Annotated in this window: 21 protein-coding genes; 4 read left to right on the forward strand and 17 right to left on the reverse strand. The window is 69.1% G+C overall.

The window, feature by feature from the left end:
* Positions 1–13 precede the first annotated feature (13 nt).
* Positions 14–385 (reverse strand): transposase, encoded by a 372-nt coding sequence (locus ACIRF9_RS38615; RefSeq protein ID WP_403832262.1) that lies wholly within the window; start codon positions 383–385, stop codon positions 14–16.
* Positions 386–813: 428 nt separating this feature from the next.
* Here ACIRF9_RS38615 and ACIRF9_RS38620 point away from each other — a divergent pair, with 428 nt between their 5' ends.
* Positions 814–948, forward strand: coding sequence for a hypothetical protein (locus tag ACIRF9_RS38620; protein ID WP_403832264.1), 135 nt, complete (start codon positions 814–816; stop codon positions 946–948).
* Between the two features lie 87 nt (positions 949–1,035).
* Here the strand turns inward: ACIRF9_RS38620 and ACIRF9_RS38625 are convergent, their stop codons facing one another.
* Positions 1,036–1,224: a hypothetical protein gene (locus ACIRF9_RS38625; RefSeq protein WP_403832266.1), complete on the reverse strand. Its 189-nt coding sequence runs from the start codon at positions 1,222–1,224 to the stop codon at positions 1,036–1,038.
* Positions 1,225–1,239: 15 nt separating this feature from the next.
* Positions 1,240–1,899 (reverse strand): polysaccharide lyase family 7 protein, encoded by a 660-nt coding sequence (locus tag ACIRF9_RS38630; protein ID WP_403832268.1) that lies wholly within the window; start codon positions 1,897–1,899, stop codon positions 1,240–1,242.
* Between the two features lie 426 nt (positions 1,900–2,325).
* On the opposite strand from ACIRF9_RS38630, the gene ACIRF9_RS38635 reads away from it, so the two are divergent.
* A complete protein-coding gene (locus tag ACIRF9_RS38635; RefSeq protein WP_403832270.1) occupies positions 2,326–2,520 on the forward strand; it encodes a hypothetical protein in 195 nt (64 codons plus the stop codon).
* A gap of 102 nt (positions 2,521–2,622) precedes the next feature.
* On the opposite strand, the gene ACIRF9_RS38640 is transcribed toward ACIRF9_RS38635, so the two are convergent.
* The 3 genes from ACIRF9_RS38640 to ACIRF9_RS38650 form a co-directional block, all read right to left on the reverse strand.
* Entirely contained in the window at positions 2,623–3,414 is a 792-nt protein-coding gene (locus ACIRF9_RS38640; protein ID WP_403832272.1) for a hypothetical protein, read from the reverse strand.
* 70 nt (positions 3,415–3,484) lie between these two features.
* A complete protein-coding gene (locus ACIRF9_RS38645) occupies positions 3,485–3,703 on the reverse strand; it encodes a hypothetical protein (protein WP_403832275.1) in 219 nt (72 codons plus the stop codon).
* Complete coding sequence (locus ACIRF9_RS38650) at positions 3,700–3,843, reverse strand: hypothetical protein (protein WP_403832278.1); 144 nt, start codon at positions 3,841–3,843, stop codon at positions 3,700–3,702. The genes ACIRF9_RS38645 and ACIRF9_RS38650 overlap by 4 nt, the downstream gene beginning before the upstream one ends.
* A 345-nt stretch (positions 3,844–4,188) precedes the next feature.
* Here ACIRF9_RS38650 and ACIRF9_RS38655 point away from each other — a divergent pair, with 345 nt between their 5' ends.
* Positions 4,189–4,962 (forward strand): sulfite exporter TauE/SafE family protein, encoded by a 774-nt coding sequence (locus ACIRF9_RS38655; RefSeq protein ID WP_403832280.1) that lies wholly within the window; start codon positions 4,189–4,191, stop codon positions 4,960–4,962.
* Between the two features lie 228 nt (positions 4,963–5,190).
* Here the strand turns inward: ACIRF9_RS38655 and ACIRF9_RS38660 are convergent, their stop codons facing one another.
* The 10 genes from ACIRF9_RS38660 to ACIRF9_RS38705 form a co-directional block, all read right to left on the reverse strand.
* Entirely contained in the window at positions 5,191–5,349 is a 159-nt protein-coding gene (locus ACIRF9_RS38660; protein ID WP_403832282.1) for a hypothetical protein, read from the reverse strand.
* A 1,810-nt stretch (positions 5,350–7,159) separates the two neighbouring features.
* On the reverse strand, positions 7,160–7,486 hold the full coding sequence (locus ACIRF9_RS38665) for a hypothetical protein (protein WP_403832285.1): 327 nt from the start codon (positions 7,484–7,486) through the stop codon (positions 7,160–7,162).
* A 1,143-nt stretch (positions 7,487–8,629) separates the two neighbouring features.
* Positions 8,630–9,205 carry an isochorismatase family protein gene (locus ACIRF9_RS38670; protein WP_403832287.1) on the reverse strand — a complete coding sequence of 192 codons (576 nt, stop codon included), beginning with the start codon at positions 9,203–9,205 and terminating at the stop codon, positions 8,630–8,632.
* A gap of 216 nt (positions 9,206–9,421) precedes the next feature.
* Positions 9,422–10,183: a 3-hydroxyacyl-CoA dehydrogenase gene (locus tag ACIRF9_RS38675; RefSeq protein WP_403832290.1), complete on the reverse strand. Its 762-nt coding sequence runs from the start codon at positions 10,181–10,183 to the stop codon at positions 9,422–9,424.
* A gap of 52 nt (positions 10,184–10,235) precedes the next feature.
* Positions 10,236–11,426 carry a thiolase family protein gene (locus ACIRF9_RS38680; RefSeq protein WP_403832292.1) on the reverse strand — a complete coding sequence of 397 codons (1,191 nt, stop codon included), beginning with the start codon at positions 11,424–11,426 and terminating at the stop codon, positions 10,236–10,238.
* Between the two features lie 37 nt (positions 11,427–11,463).
* Positions 11,464–12,249 (reverse strand): crotonase/enoyl-CoA hydratase family protein, encoded by a 786-nt coding sequence (locus tag ACIRF9_RS38685; protein WP_403832294.1) that lies wholly within the window; start codon positions 12,247–12,249, stop codon positions 11,464–11,466.
* Positions 12,250–12,266: 17 nt separating this feature from the next.
* Positions 12,267–13,532 carry a cytochrome P450 gene (locus ACIRF9_RS38690; protein WP_403832296.1) on the reverse strand — a complete coding sequence of 422 codons (1,266 nt, stop codon included), beginning with the start codon at positions 13,530–13,532 and terminating at the stop codon, positions 12,267–12,269.
* 40 nt (positions 13,533–13,572) lie between these two features.
* Complete coding sequence (locus tag ACIRF9_RS38695) at positions 13,573–14,793, reverse strand: NAD(P)/FAD-dependent oxidoreductase (protein WP_403832298.1); 1,221 nt, start codon at positions 14,791–14,793, stop codon at positions 13,573–13,575.
* On the reverse strand, positions 14,790–14,981 hold the full coding sequence (locus tag ACIRF9_RS38700) for a ferredoxin (RefSeq protein ID WP_403832301.1): 192 nt from the start codon (positions 14,979–14,981) through the stop codon (positions 14,790–14,792). Before ACIRF9_RS38700 ends, ACIRF9_RS38695 begins: the two co-directional genes overlap by 4 nt.
* Before the next feature lie 14 nt (positions 14,982–14,995).
* Positions 14,996–16,093, reverse strand: a complete 1,098-nt coding sequence (locus ACIRF9_RS38705; protein ID WP_403832303.1) for an NAD(P)-dependent alcohol dehydrogenase — start codon at positions 16,091–16,093, stop codon at positions 14,996–14,998.
* 242 nt (positions 16,094–16,335) lie between these two features.
* Between ACIRF9_RS38705 and ACIRF9_RS38710 the strand changes: the two genes are divergently transcribed.
* Positions 16,336–16,974, forward strand: coding sequence for a TetR/AcrR family transcriptional regulator (locus ACIRF9_RS38710; protein WP_403832305.1), 639 nt, complete (start codon positions 16,336–16,338; stop codon positions 16,972–16,974).
* Between the two features lie 232 nt (positions 16,975–17,206).
* Here ACIRF9_RS38710 and ACIRF9_RS38715 read toward each other — a convergent pair whose 3' ends face one another.
* Positions 17,207–17,902, reverse strand: a complete 696-nt coding sequence (locus ACIRF9_RS38715) for a maleylpyruvate isomerase family mycothiol-dependent enzyme (RefSeq protein ID WP_403832307.1) — start codon at positions 17,900–17,902, stop codon at positions 17,207–17,209.
* Positions 17,903–18,152 lie beyond the last annotated feature (250 nt).

Below are 18,152 nucleotides of genomic sequence, written 5' to 3' on the forward strand. Positions count from 1 at the left end.
CCCTGGGCGAACGTTAGGTGGCGAGGAGTATGCGGCGACGGAGCAGGGCGAGGCTGGCCCGTCCGTAGCCCTTGCGCTTGAGGAGTTTGATTCGTGTTACGTGGCCTTCAACCTGGCCTGAGTTCCAGGGGCTGGAGAGCCCTGCGATGACGGCATCCTGGTCGCGGCGCAGGCCGGTGATCAGGGAATGCAGTGCTGGTAGGTCGTCGGCGAGGACACGGTTCATCCAGTCGGGCAGCAGGTCGCCGCGGCGGTCATGGAGCATGGCGGCGAAGTCGCGGACGTGCCTGGCTGTGGCGGCGAGGTGTGAGCAGGCGGTGCGGATCTCCTTGAGTTCCTGGGCGTCGCTGGAGGAAAGCCGGTCCGGGTCGGAGGTCTCCAGCACACTGGCCGGTGCACCGTCCTGGTGCGCGAACCGTCAAGCTCGCGTCCGTCGCACCCCCGGTGATCGCGTTCAAGGCGTCCGCCGCCTCCTCCTGCGTCATGTTCAGCGCGAGCCGGGTGGACCCATGCCTGGGCCCCGGCAAGAACTGGGCGCTTCGGCCCTGTCTGCTGCTTTGGGGCATGTCACGGGTGTTGGGACCAGGGGGCGACGCGCCGCCGGAGATGGAGGGTGGAGCGGCCAGCGGAGCGTAGGCGGCGCCGCGGGCTGCGCGGGCGGGATGGACCGGCGCCCGATCCTGTGCGGCGACCTGCCGGACGGCGAGACGCACGTCCACGCGGTTCGCCAGGGACCGCTGGGCCAACCAGCCTGCCCCGAGCGACCCGCAGGTCACCGCCGTCGAGGCCACCGCGCTCGGCCTGCGGCCGTCCGTGACAGTCACCCCGGACTGGAAACTGGGTACGCTGAGCCACACCACGGCAGGCGACACCCCGCCGGTCGTCAGCTGGCGGTGTGACAACACCGCCCTGTGCGACACCGTCACCAGCTACCGCATCAGCCGGTAGAACCGAGTGATGGTACAGGCGCGCGCCGACGACGGTCAGCCCGGTGGCCGTGGCGGTGGGCTTGTCGAGGAAGCCCCGGTTGTCGACTCAGGAGGCCGCGGCCGTGCCGCGCGGGGCGCCGTAGGGGGTGAACTGGCGCCAGGAGGGGGTCTGGTAGGTGGACTCCGGGTAGCGCCCGCTCGTGCCGTGCTGGTCGGCGAACTCGTAGCCGTAGGAGACCACGGTGCGGACCGCAGTGCCGCCGCCGGGGAGTTGGTAGTAGCGGGAACCCGCCATTCGACTGACATACCGTCACTTACGGTACAGATGGATGTTCTTGAGATAGATGTCGCTGCGCGCCGACATGCCCTCCCGGCCATAGAGGCCGCACTTGAAGTAGTGGGTGGCCGGGCCGTGGCCCTTGAAGGTGGCGCGGAAGGCGCGGTTGACGAAGACATGGACGTTGCCGGTGTCGGTCTCGTGCACCACGTTGAGGCGGATGATGGTGTCGTAGACCGGTGAGTAGATCTGCTGCGCGGCGTAGTCGTAGTAGTTGATGCTGTTGGTGTTCATGGCCAGCGTCATGAACGTCGTCGCCTGGGTCTGGGCGCCGAAGATCTGCATCACGCACACCCGGTGGGCGCCGGCCGCGATCCTCATGTCGCACTCGAACTGCGCCTGCCCGGAGGTGTAGTCGTTCTTCCACCGCATCTCGCTGCGTGGGCCCGAGTCCTGGCCGGGGAAGGTGCTCGGATCGGTCGAGTACAGCCAGAAGTGGTGCTCGCCGGTCGACGACAGGTACTCGTAGCGCGTCCGGTCCGGCGGCTGGTGCAGGGTGAAACCGGGGTTGACCTCCGTCCAGCCCGTGCCGATGGGAGCGGCCCGGGCGGCGGGGGCCGCCAGGCTCCAGCCCGCGAGTCCCAGTCCTGTCGCTGCGGTACCGGAGAGCAGCTTGCGCCTGTTGAGGGGCATGGGGGTTCCCTTCACCTGCGTCGCCGGGGTGCACGGAGAGGCGCGTGCCTCCATCAGATTGGTATGGACCAACTCCCGTGTCAAGCTGCCGAGTTGGAAGGCCCCCCGGTGAACGGTTCAGTGGTGGCGGCCGTAGCGTCCGCCGTGGGGCCCGCCAGGGCGCACGCCTGGGCGGCCAGTTTCCCGGCCTGGCCGCCTCGTCCTCGCGGTCGGCGCCGGCCAGGGCACGGGCGAGGTTGTTCGCCGTGGTCCCGGTGACGTACCAGTTGTCCTCTTCCCTGCGGATGCGCAGCGACTCCCGGAAGGCGCTGATGGACTCCTCCAGCCCGCCGGCCAAGTGCAAGGCGCAGCCAGGGCTGTTGAGCGAGTCGCCGTGGAAGATGCGGTCCGTCGCCGCGTGCCGGGCGCAGGCCTGCCGGAAGGGGCATGGCGGCCTCGGCCCGGTGGCCCACCGCGTCGTGGACGAGGGCCGAGGTTGTTCCAGGCCAGGCCCTCGCCGGTGAGGTCGGCGACCCGACGGCCGGCGGGTGGTCGGTCGGCGGGTGGTGGCTCGCGTCGCACATGATCACCGAGCCGTGGATCCGGCTGCCCCGGAAGTCGATGTGGTCGTGGTACCGGTGAAAACCAGCGACCGTGTCCTTCCGCTCCCCTTCCGCCTCCACTCGCCCCGCTCCCCGGTCGGAGTTCGGGCGTCCGGGCACCCCTTTCGCCAGCCCGGCGGTATCACCTCACGTCGACGTAGTCACCGGCCGCCGTGGAGGGGCCGGTGGTGCCGGTGCCCGCGAAGACGAAGCGGTAGTAGCCGTCACCGGTGGCCTTCGTGGTCGTCCTCAGCTTGCCGCCGCTGCCGGTGGTGATGGTCTTCAGGGTCGTGTAGGTGCTGCTGCCCTTCTTACGGAACTGCAGCTTCACCGCCTGGCCCTGGTAGCCCGTGTAGGTGCGGCTCTCCCAGTTGGCGCGGGTCAGCTTGCCCGTGACCGTAATGGTCCGGCCCTTCTTCACCGGCTCCGGCGAGGCGTTGACCGTCACCTTGCCGGCTCGCTTGAACCGGCCGGTGCCGATGACGTCGATCTCCGTCCAGTCGTCGCCCGAGTCCTGCACCGCGCCCGGCATCTTCCAGACGCCGGCGAGGATGTTCTTGCGGAAGTCCCGCGCGGCGTCCACACCGAAGCTCAGTGTGCAGTTGACGGTGGTGCGGGCGGCGGACGTGGGGGTGCAGTCGCCGGGCGGCGGGTAGTGCGGCAGATAGCCGTTCATGTCGTCGACGTTGGGGCCGTTGTACAGGTAGGACCAGGAAGCGAGGATGCCGTCCGGGTCCGTCGCCGTCCAGCTGATGGTGACGGTCTTCCGGGTGGTCAGCCCGAGTACGACGTCCTTGCCGCCGTTGACGGAGACGTTCGAGAAGACCGCGTCGGCTTCCGCGGCGGGGCTTGCCGCGTGTGCGGCCATGGGTGTCACCGACACGGAGAGCGCGGTCACGACGGACATGGCGGCGACGGCGGAGCGGGTGCGCATGGAGTCCCCCTTCGAGGTGGAAAAGACCTGCCGCCCCCTCACGGCGCGGCCTGACGATGTGCCACGCGTCCTAGACCCGCGAGGGACACCGGCGGTTGCCCTGGGGCGGGTAGGGAGAAAAAACGTAGACACTGGCAGGGAAACCGCGCGGAAACACCTCCGCACGGTGGTTCCCGGAGAGCACCTCGGCCAGAAAGCCGAGGATCCCGCCGTCGAAGGTCGGCCCCCGCACGTTGCGCACCGCGTTGACGGTGATCGTCCGCCACTCCGGGTCGCGTCCTGACGTCATACGCAGTACACCATGTCGCCGTTGTCGGTCTTCGCCACGGGAAGCAGTTCGCCGGTGGCGCACGGGACCGGCTCGCCGTTCCACCTCAGCCGCTGAAGGATCTGCCAGTGCCCGGCCGGATCGGGGCGAAGGGGGAGCACGGCTGGAGGACATGGAAGAAGCCGTCGAAGGAAACCGGGCCGAAGCGCTCCACCAGCCACTTGTAGTCGGCCTCGGGCGGGGCACGACACCGACGAGCCGATCGCCGACGAACATTCCGGCCACCCGAAGGAGACACAACGGTAGCGCTGTACCGGCGTCGGGCCGGAAGGGGTCCTTCGGGGCCGGGGTGGGGCGGGGTGACGGCGCCGTATGACCAGCCCTGACATTCGCTGCCCGCATAGTGGGCGCGCGCGTCGGGGTCCGTGCCGAGCGTGCATGATCCATGCGAGCCCCTCGACCGCCTGCCGTGCGGCGGGGAGGCGACACCCTGATCATGTGAGGAGATGGCGTTGTCCATCTGGGAAGCACTGGCCGTCTTCACGGCCGGCATCGGAGCCGGCACCATCAACACCATCGTCGGTTCCGGCACCCTGATCACCTTCCCGGTGCTGCTCGCCACCGGGCTGCCGCCGATCACCGCCAACGTCTCCAACGCCCTCGGCCTCGTCCCCGGCTCGATCAGCGGGGCCATCGGCTACCGCGCCGAACTCCGCGGCCAGGGCCGGCGCGCACTCGTCCTCGGCCTCACCGCGCTCCTCGGCGGACTGGGCGGCGCCGTCCTGCTGCTGGCCCTGCCCTCCGAGGCCTTCGACACCATCGTCCCCGTACTGATCGCCCTCGCGCTCGCCCTCGTACTGCTGCAGCCACGCCTCGCCGCGGCCGTACAGCGCCACCGCGAGAGGAACGGCACCACCGGCCGCCCGTACGGCGGACCCCTGCTCCTGGCCGGGCTGCTCCTCGCGAGCGTGTACGGCGGCTACTTCGGCGCCGCCCAGGGGATCATCTACCTCTCGCTGATGGGCCTGCTCCTCGACGAGACCCTGCAGCGCCTCAACGCGGTCAAGAACATCCTCGGAGCCGTCGTCAACGGCGTCGCCGCCTGTTTCTTCCTCTTCGTCGCCGAGTTCGACTGGACGGCCGTGCTGCTGATCGCCGTCGGCTCCGCCCTCGGCGGGCAGATCGGCGCCAAGGTCGGCCGCCGACTGCCGCCCCCCGCTCTGCGCGGCGTCATCGTCACCGTGGGCGTCCTCGCGATCGCGCAGCTCCTGCTGCGCTGAGGCCGGGGGCTCGGTTTCTGTCCGCGTAGTGGACCCCGACGACTTTCTTCCTCGGCGGGACCGAGCCCATGTCCCAGGGACGGGTTCAGCGTCCGGCTCGGTGTCCGGGGCCGGCCCGTCGCCCACGACGTACCGGCGCAGCGCCTTCTTCCAGGGATCGTCACCGCAGAGCACAGTCATCCGGTCGTCCTTGACCCAGCAGACGTCTGTCGTGGCGGCGTTGAGGGCTCAGTAGACGACGTCGGGACCCTTGGCGGCGGGAGAGGTGACCCACCCGAGCCGGGTGTCGTCCGCACCCGTGTCCTGGACGACCGAGTAGCCCCGCAGTGCTTCTCCGGTCGCGTCCACCGCCACGACGTCGATCGCCTCGGCGCGGACCTTGGGCATCGGTGCCGGCCGCTGGCCGCCCTTTCGGCGCGGACGGTGGTGCTGATGCAGACGGTTCTGGCGCTGTCGGCGCGCACCGTGCAGGAGGTGGCCTCGGGGCCTTCGTCGAACACGAGGCCGATGCCGACGTCCGCCATCAGCCGCCGCAGCTCGATCGCGCCGGGCCGGTACCCGGGAGCGTCGTAGCAGGCCTCGAAGACGTCCTGAAGCACGTCTGCCGGTCTCCCGGCTCGCGGCGTCCACGAACACGACGCCGTCCCGCCGCCGGCACTCCGGCCACTGCGCCGGGTGACGACGGTGACGACGGACTGCTCGGCGGAGACCACTATCTTGTGGTCACCGATGACGACCTGGCCCCGGACGTCTCCGCTGATCCGGACCCGGTCCTGGCGTCATCGGAGCCCTCGGAGTCCTCGGAGTCCTCCATCAGCGGTTCGGTGCGTCTCTCTCGGGCCGCTGGCCGCCGAAGTGGCGGTCGTACTCGAGGGCCGGCTGATCGCTGGCCTGGCTCAGCCACGCTCTCCCGCGTGATCACCAGTCGTGACAGCTTCTCGGAACAACGAGCCCATCGACGCCCCCCACGGCAGAAGGACCTCTACCCGCCCACACCTCCGATCAGCGTTCTGCCAGCTCAGCTGTCCCCTGACGCCGAACCTTGACCGATTGCCACTGAAATTTGACCGGCGAGTTTCATTTGAGGGCACGATGCTCCGAGCTCACCGTCTGGCTACTGCGCTGTGGCTTTGCGCTCCCTGCGGGACCGCAACCACGAGACCAGAGACCAGAAGGCCACCACCAACGCGGACGTGACCGCAGTGGTCAACCAGCCCCTGTAGATGTCCGCGAGGCCGGTGACAAAGCGCATGACAACGGTGAAAACGGCCCAAACCACCAGCCAGTGAACCGCCGTGCCCATTCGTCCCTGTCGTCGCATGGCGTGAGCATATCCGCGGGAAATGCTCACACAGAGGTCAAACTTCAGTGGCAGCGGTCAAGTTCCGGTGCCAAAGAACATCAGCCGAGCTCAGTACTTCCCACCCAGTCGTCTGCCGGAGAACGTGCCTTCTGTCGACGCGGAACTGGTAGAAAGACGGTTCGGGTCAGGTCGCTCCCCTACCAATCATGACGCCCCTCAGCATCGATCACCATCGCCACCCTGCAGTAACACGCCATGCAACTTGTACACAGTGGCGGGTTAACGGACCGGATTTTATACAGAAACGGTCCAAGACTTTCCCCGTTTGCAGGCCATAACGTTGAGGCTGACGGGCAGGCCGCGAGCCCTGGAAGGCCCGTAAATGACGGTACACATAGACGCCACGCGCGTCTTGATCCTGGTGGTCGCCACTCTGGTAGCAGCGATGGTGTATCGCCGGAGTCACCAGCAGAACGGTTCTGCAACCACGATTGTGCAGGGCGACCTAGCCGCCGCCGTAACAGCTTGGGCGGCGCTGGTCGCCGGCCTCGGCCTGCTGCTGCTCCCCACCACGAATACACAAGGGGCAGAACCGAAGATTCCCTCACCATCCTCCATCGCTCCGGATTCCGGCGCAGAAGTCCAGCAGCCCACCTCCCAGTCCCACCCGTTGACCTGGCAGGTACGTTGCAAAGTGGCGACTCTGAGCCCGTCGACTTCTCGCATGGGCCCTCATGGGGGGCCTGCCGTCACCGTGGTGACCGCCTCCGCCGTCTGGCCTGGCATGAGCTGGTGCCGCGTCAGGCAACGTGCCATCGCGTCCATGCGGGCACGCGTACAGGGCCCCGTTGCGACGGGGCCCTCTACCAGCCGGCATCAACGTGCCGCTCGGCGTTATGCGTAGCGGTCCATCGGTTCCGCGACAAAGCTGCCGTCGCGGAGTCGGACGTTCGTCAGCTCGAACCGTTCCGGTCCGCGCCCCACATCGCGGACGATGACGGTGCCGGCCCGCCGGGTCGTGAGGTGGGAGACGGGGTTCCCGTCCGTATCCACGCTGCTGAGCAGGACGTACCGGCTGAGCCCCTCGGACAGCTTCTTCCAGCTGGTCTCGAGCCATTCGATGAAGTTGCCGCTTTGGGGGATGCCGGCGCCGGTGGAGGCGTAGATGTCTGCGAAGCCGGCCCGGGTGATCGGGGCGTCGGGGGTGACCAGCGAGCGCATGAGGTCCCAGTCGAGGTCCCGGAGCTTCGCTGGTCCTTCCCGGCGGCACTCCTCCAGTTTCGACCGGCAGAGCCGCCTTGCGCCGCCTGAGCCTGGCCCAGCCGGTCCCAGGCTCAGGCGGCACGGCCGAAGCCGTCGGCAGGCCGCTCGGAATGAAGTGCGTGAACAGCACGATGTAGGTGTCGGAGATGTGGCGGTGGGCGATACCGCCCGGCTTGCCGTACCGCACGCTCCTCTCGGCGAGCGGGTTCTGCTGTCGATCAAGATGCCGCGGTTACCCATGGCCAGGAACTCACCGGCCACTCTGCCTCTTGAGGCACAAGCTCCCTCCGGTTCCCCGGAATCGCCCTCCGAGAATCCGCGCACCCGTCGGCTTGGAGGCGAGCCGAGTCCGACCACGTGCGGACCCTGGGATGGACCAAGCCCACGAAATGGCGGGAAGTTCGGTTCGGTACCTCACGGGCCGGGGCAGCCGACGTGCCGATGGTCACCACGGCGTCCGCCGACGCGATGGTCGCCGCGCACCCCGAGGCCGACTGGACCCAGCTGCGCAACACCGGGAAAGGCCTGCGCTCCCCGCTCGCCGCCCTGGTGAAGGCGCAGCAGAAGGCGAAGGCGGGGCAGGGCGTAGACGTCCTCGACCGTCTCCTCTGCGTTCGAGGGCCATCAGCTAGTGGGCGATCGACGACGTGCTGGCGAGGTACACGGCCTGCCGGTCGACCGTGTGGGTGATGAAGCAGACGATGGCCGACTGCCGGGTCGTCATGGCGCAGTAGCACAGGCATGGGCGCCACTGTCCTGCTCCCAGCGCGACCTCCACGCCTGCTTGACAGGTAGAGGGAGACGAGTTGTTCGAACTCACCGACGCGCTGCCCTGCACGGACGGGCATGGAGCGTGTGTCCTTTTGTGGCGTCGGTGGTGGGACTGCTGCCCTATCGTGACGCGGTGGAGGCAGCGCTGGAGGTCTCCCGCGGTCGCGCCCGGCCGGTACTGGAGAGGCATTCCGCCGCCTACCCGTGCGACCGCGCCGACGGGGCGCTCCAACCACCGGTCCCGAACCGCCTGAGTGCGTTCGCGTTCATGACGACCGAAGGACCCGCGGGTCCGGGACTCGCGGGCCTTGGCTTCGGTGGCGGGGTGGTTCAGGCGAGGCCGAGGACGGCGGCCAGGGCGGCGCCCCTCGGGGTGGTCCAGTCGACCGCGAGTTCGGAGACGACCTGCGCGGTGGAGGTGATCACGGCGCCGGCCTGCTCGATACGGCGCAGCGCGGCATCGTCGCCGATCTTGGTGAACGAGGAGGAGGCGTCGGTGACGACCTGGACCTCGTAGCCCTCGTCCAGGAGCTGCAGGACGGGGAAGACCACGCAGACCTCGGTGGTGATGCCGGCGACGATGACCTTCTTGCGACCCGTCGCGCGCACGGCGTTGGCGAAGTTCTCGTCGTGCATGGCGTTGACGATGCCGGCCCGCTTGATCCGGTCGGCGAACGCCTTCGGGGCGATCTCCTCCAGCTCCGGCAGCAGCGGGCCCTGGATGTTCTCCTCCATGCTGGAGGTCAGCACCAGCGGCATGTCGGTGGCCGTGGCGATCTTCGCCAGGCTCAGCGCCGACTTCTTGACCTCCTCGACGTCGTGCGAGTGCGTCCACGACATCGTGCCGGTCTGGTGGTCGATGAGCAGCATCGCCGCGTTCTCCGGGGTGAAGACATTCTTGTGCATGGTTCGTTCCTTCTGCTCTTGCGATCGATAGGAGAGTCGTCAACCCGAAGGGGAGCCACATCCGGCCGGATGGCTGGATCCGTTCGTTGACGCATCATCTTTATACATGATGCATCAACTATTTGTCCAGAGCCAACGTCTAGACAGACTGTCCAGACATGCGGCGAAGGCCGCGCCGCAGCGCCGGCGCGGCCTGACTCGTCAGTTCTGCGGCCTTCAGCGGGGGGCCATGCGGATGGCGCCGTCGAGGCGGATGGTCTCGCCGTTGAGCATGGCGTTCTCCACGATGTGGGCGGCGAGGGCGGCGTACTCCGACGGCTCGCCCAGGCGGGCGGGATGGGGGGTCGCAGCCTCCAGTGCGGCCTTCGCCTCGTCGGGCAGCCCGGACAGCAACGGGGTGCGGAACAGGCCAGGCGCGATGGTGTTCACCCGGATCTTGAGCTGAGCGAGATCACGCGCGATCGGCAGCGTCATACCGACGACACCGCCCTTGGACGCCGAGTACGCCGCCTGACCGATCTGCCCCTCGTAAGCGGCCACCGAAGCGGTGTTGACGATCACACCGCGCTCGTCGTCCACCTCTTCCAGCAGGCTCATCCGGTGAGCGGCGAGCCGGATCACGTTGAAGGTGCCGATGAGGTTGAGCTTGACGACCCAGGCGAAGTCCTCCAGCGGGTACGGGCCCTTCTTGCTGACCGTCCTGCCGTTACGGCCGCTGCCCGCGCAGTTGACGGCGATGCGCAGGTCGCCGAGCTCCGCCGCCTTGTCCAGCGCGGCCGTCACCTCGTCCTCGTCGGTGACGTCGGCGGGGGCGAACAGCACCTTGTCCCCCAGTTCCTTCGCCACGTTCTCTCCGTCCGAGGACGGCAGGTCCACGATCACCACCCGCGCGCCGCCGGCGGCCAGTCGCTCGACGGTGGCCCGGCCCAGGCCGGACGCACCGCCTGTGACCAGCGCGACACTCTTGCTGATGTCCATAACGTTCCTCCGGGAAAGCTCAATCGATGGAGAGCTCAATAAATGGGGTGGGTCAAAGTCGTTCGATGATCGTGGCGTTGGCCATGCCGCCGCCCTCGCACATGGTCTGCAGTCCATAGCGGCCGCCCGTGTCCTCCAGCGCGTTGACCAGCGTGGTCAGCAGCCGGGTGCCGGAGGAGCCCATCGGGTGGCCCAACGCGATGGCACCGCCGCGGACGTTGAGCCGCTCCGGGGCCGCGCCGACCTCGTGCTGCCACATCAAGGGCACCGAGGCGAAGGCCTCGTTGACCTCGTAGAGATCGATGTCCTCGATGGACAGACCGGTGCGGTCGAGGACCTTCTGAGTAGCCGGCACCACGCCGTCCAGCATCAGCAGCGGGTCGCTGCCGACAACAGAGAAGCCGTGGAACCGGGCGCGCGGCCGCAGGCCCAGTGCGGACGCCTTCTCCTCGCTCATGATCAGGGCGGCGGAGGCCCCGTCGGTCAGCGGGGAGGAGTTGCCCGCGGTGATCCGCCAGGCGATCTCCGGGAACCGGGCCGCGAGCGCCTCGTTCTGGAACGACGCCCGCAGACCGGCCAGGCCCTCCGCCGTGGTGCCGGGGCGAACCGTCTCGTCCGTGCGCACGAGGGTCTCCGAGCCGTCCTCGCCGGTGACTGTCACGGGGACGATCTCCCGGTCGAACGCCCCGGCCCCCGCCGCGGCGGCCCGCTCGTGGGACCGCGCGGAGAACGCGTCGAGGGTCTCACGGTCGAGCTTCCAGCGCGCCGCGACCAGCTCCGCCGAGATGCCCTGGTTCACCAGGCCCTCGGGGTAACGGGCGGCGTGCGCGGGCCCGTAGACGCTCTTGCCGCCGAAGGCGAAGCCCATGGGGACCCGGCTCATCGACTCCACGCCGCAGGCGATGACCACGTCGTATGCCCCGGCCATCACTCCCTGGGCGGCGAAGGCGGCGGCCTGCTGGCTGGAGCCGCACTGCCGGTCGATCGTGGTGCCGGGCACCGTCTCGGGCAGGCCTGCACTGAGCAGGGCCGTACGCGCGATGTTGAGGGCCTGCTCACCGGCTTGCGAGACGCAACCGGCGATCACGTCGTCCACCAGGACGGGATCGAGGTCGTTGCGTTCGACAATCGCCTTCAGGACGTAGGAGAGCAGATCGGCGGGGTGAGTGCCGGACAGGATGCCGCCCGGCTTGCCCTTGCCGGACGGTGTCCGGACCACGTCGACGATGACGGCGGAAGTCATGGCCGCCCCTTTCCTGTTCGGTTGCGGACGGATGCGGTCATCGGCCTTCCCAGACCGGGGCGCGCTTCTCCGCGAAGGCCTGCGCGCCCTCCTTGGCGTCCCGAGACGTGAAGACCGTCTCCACGAGCGGCCGTTGGCGGTCGAACCGCTCGTCGGCGGGCCAGGACCGGGACTCGGTCAGTACCTGCTTGCTGACCTTGGTCGCGAGCGGGCCGTTGGCCGCGATGCGGGCGGCCAGCTCGTGCGCGGCGGTGACGGCCTCGCCGTTGCCGACGACCCGGTTCACCAGGCCGAGCTGGTGGGCGCGTTCGGCGTCGAGCGGGTCTCCGGTCAGCGCCAGCTCCATCGCCGCGGCGGGCGGAATCCGGTCGGGCAGCCGGACCAGACCGCCCGCTCCCGCCACGAGGCCGCGCTTGACCTCGGGAATCCCGAACCTGGCGTTCTCCGCCGCGACGACCATGTCGCAGGCCAGGACGATCTCGAAGCCGCCGGCCAGCGCGTAGCCCTCCACCGCCGCGATGAGCGGCTTCACCGGCGGCCCTTCGACCAGACCGGCGAAGCCCCGTCCGGGAACCGTGGGGTCCTCGCCACGCAGGAAGCCCTTGAGGTCCATTCCCGCGCAGAAGACGCCGCCGGCGCCGGTGATGATGCCGACCGCGATCTCGGGGCGGCTGTCCAGCTCTTCCACCGCGGCCGCGATGCCCTGGGCGACATCCGCGTTGACGGCGTTCTTGGCCTCGGGCCGGTTGATGGTGATCTCCAGGACGGCGCCGTGCTGAGCAACCAGCACGGCATCCGTCGACGTCGAAACCCTAGTACTCATCATCACGCCCCGTCGATTCAGAAGTAGCAGGGCATCGCGCGGACGCCGTGGATGAGGTTGCTGGTCAGCAGCTCCGGCTCGCCGGCCTTGATGTCGGGCAGCTGGGTCAGCAACTCGCGGAAGAGCGCCTTGAGTTGGGCCTTGGCCACCTGGTTGCCCAGGCAGTAGTGCGCGCCACCGCCGCCGAAGCTGACATGCGGGTTCTCGGCGCGGCTCAGGTCGTACCGGGACGGGTCCGTGAACACCTCGGTGTCCCAGTTGCCCGACGAGTAGAACATGACGACCTTCTCGCCGGCCCGGATCTGCCGACCGCCCAGCTCGACGTCTGCGACCGCGGTACGGCGGAACGTCATGACCGGGCCGGCCCAGCGGACGAACTCCTCCATCGCCTGGTTGATCCGGCCCTCGTAGTCCTCCATGAGCCAGGCGCGCTGGCCGGGGTGGTCGGTCAGGGCCTTCAGCGTGTGGCTGGTCGTCTGCCGTGTGGTGTCGTTGCCGGCCACGCACAGCAGGATGAAGAACGCGGCGATCTCCTCGTTGGTCAGCGTCTCGCCGTCGACCTCGGCCTGGACCATGTTCGTCATCAGGTCTTCCTCAGGCTGGTGGCGGCGCTTCCCGGCAAGGTCGAGGGCGAGTTCACGCAGGTAGGCCTGGCCCTCGTACAGCACCGCCACGGGGTTGCGCCCGGCGAGGAAGACCGGGTCGCCGGTCGACAGCAGCGCTTCCGCGGCCTCCGCGACCTTGTCGTGCTCCTCCTCGGGGATGCCGACCATGTACGACAGGGTGAGGATCGGCAGCCTGGCCGCGCAGTGCGCGACGAAGTCCGCCCCGCTGCCGGTGGCCGCGAGCTTCTGCACGATGGCCTTGGCGTTGGCCTCGATCAGGTCCTGGATGCGCTTGACCTGCTTGGGCGTGAACGCCGCGCTGACCAGTTTGCGGATCTTGGTGTGCTTGGGCGGGTCCATCGCCAGGATGGACATGGAGGCTTCCAGGACGTCCTGCGGGAAAGTGTCGAACAGGACGCCGTCGCTGGAGACGAACACGTCGTTGCGGCGGCTGACCTCCACGATGTCGGCGTGCCGGGTCACCGCCCAGTAGCCGCGGTCGTTCGGGTCTCGTGGCACGAAGCTCAGGCTCTCGGCGGGAGCGTGCCAGGACACCGGGCGTTCCGCCCGGAGCACGGCGAAGGCGCGCTCACGCTCGGCCGCGGTGGTGGACCAGAAGTCGCGGGAGGACAGGTCGATCTCGTCGTACGGCCTTGTCATGGAGTCGTCGATGGTCATGGCGCACCTCTTCGGGATGGGGGAAGAATGGGGCGGGGCTTCATCGGGCGCCGGCGCGGGCCAGTTCACGGCGCTGGGCAGCGAAGGCGAGGGCGTCGGACCAGGTGGCTCGGCGGGCGATGAGTGCCCGGAATTTCATGATCTCCCTGGGCTGGTTCATGGCGAGGGCGCCGGCCAGCCGGTCGCCGGCGCGGTAAAGGGTCACGAACCGGCCCGACTCCACGTCGCCGAGCGCGATCTGCGCCTCCTCGGCGTCGGGCACACCGACGAACTGGATGCGGGCGTCGTACCAGTCCGACCAGAAATACGGGACGGTCTCGTACGGCACGGCCGTACCCGGAATCGCCGCGGCGGCGCCCGCCGCCGCGCCCTGTTCGGCGGCGCTGCTCCAGTGCTCAAGGCGCATGTACCGGTCGAAGAGCGGGTTGAACCAGCGCACCACGTCCCCGGCCGCGTACACACCGGGCAGCCCGGTCGCCAACGTCGCGTCGGCGACGACGCCGTTTTCGATGTCCAGGCCGGACCCGGCCAGCCAGTCCGTCGCCGGCACGGCCCCGATCCCGGCCACCACGAGGTCGGCGGGGATCACGTTGCCGTCAGTGAGGCGTACCCGCTCCACCCGGCCCTCGCCCTCCAGCGCCGCCACGCCCACGCCGAAGCGCAACTCGGCGCCGCCGGCCAGGTGCAGTGCCGAGCAGGCCCGTCCCATCGCGGTGCCGATGGCCCGCACCAGGGGTGTCGGCTCGGTCTCCACGATGGTCACCGGCAGACCGCGCTTGCGGGCGGCCGAGGCGACCTCCGAGCCGATGAACCCGGCGCCGATCACCACGACGCGCGGTCCCTTCTCCAGCGCCGCCCGGACGGCGAGCGCGTCGTCCAGCGTGCGCAGCGCGTGCACACCCGCGAGCTGCCCGGCACCGGGGAACTGCCGCGCTCCGGCGCCGGTCGCTATGACGAGGCCGTCATAGGGGATCTCCCGCCCGTCCAGCACGACGACCCGCTGCCCGGGGTCCAGCAGCCGGGCAGGGGCACCGAGCAGGAGCTCGGCCTTCAGCTCGCCGGTGATCTCCTCCTCGGTGCGGTAGAACGGCGCCTGTGCCCCGTCCTCGAGGAACGCCTTGGACAGCGGTGGGCGGTCGTAGGGAAGGTGGTCCTCGGCACCGATCAGCGTGATCGGGCCCTCGTACCCGGCCCTGCGGGCTCCCTCCACCGCCCGCAGTCCGGCCAGCGACGCACCGACGACGACCAGACCGCGCGTCACGACTGCAGCCTCAGGGCCGCGGTCGGGCACCCGTCCACGGCGCGCCGCACCGCTGCCTCCATGCCCTCCGGGACCTCCTCGGTGAGCAGGTCCAGATCCCCGTTGTCGTCGACCTCGAAGACATCGGGCGCGAAGGATTCGCAGATGCCGAGTCCGGTGCACTTGTCGCGGTCAAGAATGATCTTCATGGCTGTCTTCTCACTCACGTCGCCGGCAGCAGGACCGGCTTGACTACATCGCCCTTGAGGCTGGCCTGCTCCGCCTCGTTGATCTGGTCGAGGGGGAAGGTCTTGACGAGCTTGTCGAACGGGAACCGGCCCTGCCGCCACAGTTCGATCAGCTTCGGGATGAACACCCGCGGGACGGTGTCGCCCATGAGGATTCCCGTCACCGTGCGTCCGGGACCGAGCGCGTAGGGGTTGAGCGCCAGGTCGCCCTGCTGCACTCCCACCAGGCCACACGTGCCGGTGGGCCGCAGCGCGTGAACCGCGGTGCTGATCACCGCGGGGAGGCCGGTGGTGTCGAGGCTGTACTGTGCGCCTCCGCCGGTCACCTCCCGCAGTGCCGTGAGCAGGTCCTCGCGCGCACCGTCGAAGGCGTGCGTGGCGCCCAGCTCCCGAGCCAGTTCCAGTCGGCCCGCGTTGAGGTCCACGGCGACGATGGTGGCCGCACCGGCGATCTTCGCCGCCATGACCGCGGACAGGCCCACGCCGCCGGCTCCGAACACGATCACGCTCGACCCGGCGGTGACGCCGAGCGAGTTCAGCACCGAGCCGGCCCCGGTCTGCACACCGCAGCCCAGCGGGCCGAGCAGCTCCAGCGGCAGCTCGGGGTCGACTTTCACCGCGTTGCGCGCCATCGCCAGCGCGTACGTCGCGAACGACGACTGCCCGAACCAGCGCGCGGCCACCGGGTCACCGGCGTCGTCCCGTACCGGCGACGAGCCGTCCAGGCCGAGGCCCGTCAGATTGCGTGGGAAAAACGTGTCGCAGTAGGCGTTGTGGGCCGACTGACAGTTCGCGCACTCCCGGCAGGAGTCATAGGAGAGGACCACATGGTCGCCGAGGGCGAGGCCGGTCACGCCCGGGCCCACCGCGTCGACCACGCCGGAACCCTCATGCCCGGTGATGATCGGCGGGACGGCCATGGCCCCGGGAACGCGGGGCATCAGATCCGTGTGGCAGATGCCCGCGCCCACGATCCGCACCCGAATCTCACCAGGCCCCGGCTCCGCCAGCTCGAGCTCCTCGATCGCGTAGGGCGCATCCGGGGCCCGTAGCACCGCTGCCTTGATTCGCATGGTGGTTCTCCTCATTGAGTCCGGTCTCGGTCGCGGATGACGTCTGCGGAGGAGGCATGGGGGCGGCCCTCACGGGGCCCGGTCGCCTGATCCCTCGCGGATTCGAGACGGTGCGATTTCCAGAAGGCTAAGAAGTGCGTTACATACTGTCAATACATCCACTCTAGACAAGGCGTCTAAAGTTCTGGGTGATCGACTACCGTGGGTAGGCTGGCGGCACGATGAAAGGAAAGGGAGACGGAATGCCGACGGTGACGGGCGGGGCAGGGGCAAGGCGCAGGAAGCGCCAGGCCGAGATGGAGCAGCTCCTGCTGGCGGCGATGGGGCGCCTGATGGGAGAGGGACAGACGTTCACCGAGCTCAGCGTCGATCGGCTGGCGTCCGAGGCGGGGATGTCCCGGGCGACGTTCTATCTCTACTTCGAGGACAAGAGTCATCTGCTGCGGAGCCTCATTGCCCAGGTCTTCGCGGAGATAGTGGAGACCAGCCGCACGTGGTGGGACGAGTTCGAGCATCATGACCTCGCCGACTTCCACACCTCGATGTCGGGGCTGATCGCGACGTACCGAAAGCACCAGTCGTTGGTCACCGCCGTGGTCGAGGTGGCGACGTACGATCCCGAGGTCGACCAGGCCTACCGCGGTCTCATGGAGAGCATCCAGGACACCACGCAAGGCTTCATCGAGCGGGGCAAGACCGAGGGCTCGGTTTCTGAGTCGCTCCCGGCCAAGGAGACGGCCGCCGCGCTGACGTGGATGGCCGAACGCACCGTGCACCAGATGGCGCGGGTCACCTCGTCCGACCACGACGACCGTCTCGCGAGGGCCCTGGCCCACATCTACTGGAACACGTTGTACGCGCGCCCCGATGACACCCGCTGACCGCCCCGGCCCTTGACGCATGCCGTCAGCCTGACACCCCTGCCGCGACGCCGGACGGCACCGGTCACCGCTTTCTCGTATGCGGAACAGGCAGGACTCGCCTCATCCCCGTCGTCGACGCACACGCGAGCACGAGGCATGGCCATGGCGTTCCCATCGCCGCCATGGCCGTGCCTCGTGTCGTCAAGCCCTTGGTGCCCGCCACAGCGGCTGGACGCCAAGGGCGTCGTTTCTACAGCCAGCGGCCCAACACAGGCTTGTCCCCGGTCCTCCCCCGCCCGGCCAACCAACGTGCGAGTTCGGCCGCGGAGCCTCGCACGACGGCAGGTTCGCCACCGAGCACGTCGACGATCCGCCAGCGGTCCTCCCGGTCATCCGGGTGCAGCGCGAGTGCGGGGCCGCCGTCACGGTATTGCCGCAGGCCGGTGATGTCGGTGATCAGTGCGCCGAGCAGATCCGCGGGAAAGTCCTCGAACCGGAAGCCGGTGCCGAGGTCGACGGTGTGGATCCACACCTCACGGGTCCGCAACCAGGGGATCTCCGTCGCGGGTACCGTCCGGCCCTGCGCGGTGCGGACCTGCGCGTCCCATGCGCTCAGCCCGCCCAGGTCGGCCCGCAACTGCTCGTCGGTCTCCCGGACCAGGGCCCGCAGGCGGGCCGGCGGCAGCGTCGCCCCGTGTTCGATCTCTGCGGCGCGCTGCTCCGGGCCGCTGTACATCGGCGTCTCCTCACCCGTGCGCGCCCAGTGCACGAGCCGGGACAACGCCGCCGCGTTGTAGGCGACATGGGCGATGAGGTGGGCGAAGCCCCAACCGGGCAGGCCGACCGGTTCGGCCCAGTCGCCGTCCGGGACCTTCTCCAGCTCTCCGAGGAAGATCCGCGAGCCCTCGTGCATCCAGCCCAGCCGCTGGTCGGGCGCCGCCGTCATCGCCGCCCGACCGCGGAGTTCGTCATGGCCCTGTTGCTCTCCCTCATGTCCGGCACACTACGGAGCTCGGCACGGCCATTCCGGCGACGGGGCGTTCTTTCTTGTCTGCGGAACCGCCGTTCGGAAGTGGCACGGCATGGCCCGGACACCATGAACGAAGTTGCTCGTCAGCAGGTCCTGTTCGCCGGCGACAGCAGCGACTCCGCCGCCTCGGCCACCTTGTCGTGCTCCTCCTCGGGTATGCCGACCA

Origin of the sequence: Streptomyces sp. NPDC096132 (assembly GCF_044763345.1) — a bacterium.
Taxonomy (GTDB): domain Bacteria; phylum Actinomycetota; class Actinomycetes; order Streptomycetales; family Streptomycetaceae; genus Streptomyces.